Here is a 1453-nt window from a genome sequence, read left to right as displayed (position 1 = left end):
AGCTCAACCAACGGGCAGGCTCAACCAACGGCCAGCTCAACCGACGGGGCAAGGCCGGGTAGCGGGTGCAATACGGTGACGCCATGCGCAAGCCGTTCATCGAGGTCACCGCTCGCACCCAGGTGAACCGGCTGCGTGCGCTGGCAGCCCGTGCGCTGCCCGCCTGGGGGCTTGGCGAGGCGTCCCTGCGGCTGCTGAACCACGGCTACAACACCACCTTCCGGGTGGACGCCGCCGACGGCCGGCGGTTCGCGTTGCGGGTCAACGTGATCCCGACCAAGACCGAGGCCCACCTGCGGGCGGAGGTCGCCTGGTTGGCTGCGCTGTCGTCCGAGACCGAGCTGCGGGTGCCGACGCCGCAGCGCACCCGCGAGGGGGAGTGGGCGGCCCGCATCTCCAGTCCGGATCATGGCCGCGACCTGCCGCTGGTGTTGTTCTCCTGGCTGGAGGGCCGCAATATCGGCTTCCGGCCGCGGCCCCGGCAGGCGCGCGCGGTGGGCGAGGCGATGGCATTGCTGCACAACCATGCAGCCAGTTGGCAGCCGCCCGTGGCAGGTGCGCTGCCGCTGTTCGACAAGGTGCTGACCGATCTGCCCAACCGGTTCGGCGACCACCCGGCCCTGGACGCCGACGCCAGCGCCGTGCTGACCGAGGCGCTGGCCCGCTCGCAGGAGTTGCAGGACCAGGCTTTCGCAGCCGACGGTGCAATTCCGCTGCACGCCGACCTGCACGGCGGCAACCTGAAGTGGCACGACGGACGGCTCAGCGTCTTCGATTTCGACGACGCCGGGCTCGGCGTTCCGGCGCTCGACCTGGCCATCGCGGTCTACTACCTGCGCGACGACGTCGCCGCCGAGGACGCCCTGCGCGAGGGCTATGCCGGCGTCCGGCCGCTGCCCGCGGTGAGCGACGAGGTCTTCGAGGGCATGGTCGCCGGCCGCAATCTGCTGCTCGTCGACGATCTGCTCGAGCAGCAGAACGCCGATCTGCGCGCCTTCATCCCCAAGTACACCGCCGGCAGTGTGCGTCGGCTGAGAGCTTGGCTGGACACCGGCCGGTACCGCCGCGAGCCGACCTGAGCCGCGGCGCGGCACCCTCCCTGGGGAAGCGCTGCTCACTCACGTCATCCCGGGCTCCGACCCGGGATCTCAGCGGGAGAGATCCCGGATCAAGTCCGGGATGACGAGGGAGGGACCTTGATCAGCGCGCCCATAACGACTTGGTATCAGGTGCCCCGCACGCCCTATCGGGGGGCGACGAGCGGCACCACGGTGGCTAGTGTGACCAGCGGTGGAGAGCTACCCCGAATCTCCACCGCAATGGGCCGATGAGGGGCCCGCCGTTCGTCTTGCTCAGGAGGCAGGTCCGTGAAGAAGTCCTTGATTGCACCGGTAGCGCTCGGTGCGTTCGCTCTCGCCGTCGCCGGTTGTGCGACCCCGCCCGCCGCATCGCC

At 70.1% G+C, this 1453-nt stretch carries 1 protein-coding gene; it reads left to right on the top strand.

Annotated features, from left to right (window positions below):
• Positions 1-83 precede the first annotated feature (83 nt).
• Complete coding sequence (locus Q0066_RS03930; RefSeq protein ID WP_298130261.1) at positions 84-1079, top strand: phosphotransferase; 996 nt, start codon at positions 84-86, stop codon at positions 1077-1079.
• Positions 1080-1453: the final 374 nt, after the last annotated feature.

Origin of the sequence: Micropruina sp., assembly GCF_027492755.1 — a bacterium.
Taxonomy (GTDB): Bacteria; Actinomycetota; Actinomycetes; order Propionibacteriales; family Propionibacteriaceae; genus Micropruina.
Note: the sequence above shows the minus strand (reverse complement) of the source record. Positions and strands in the feature narration are given on the sequence as shown.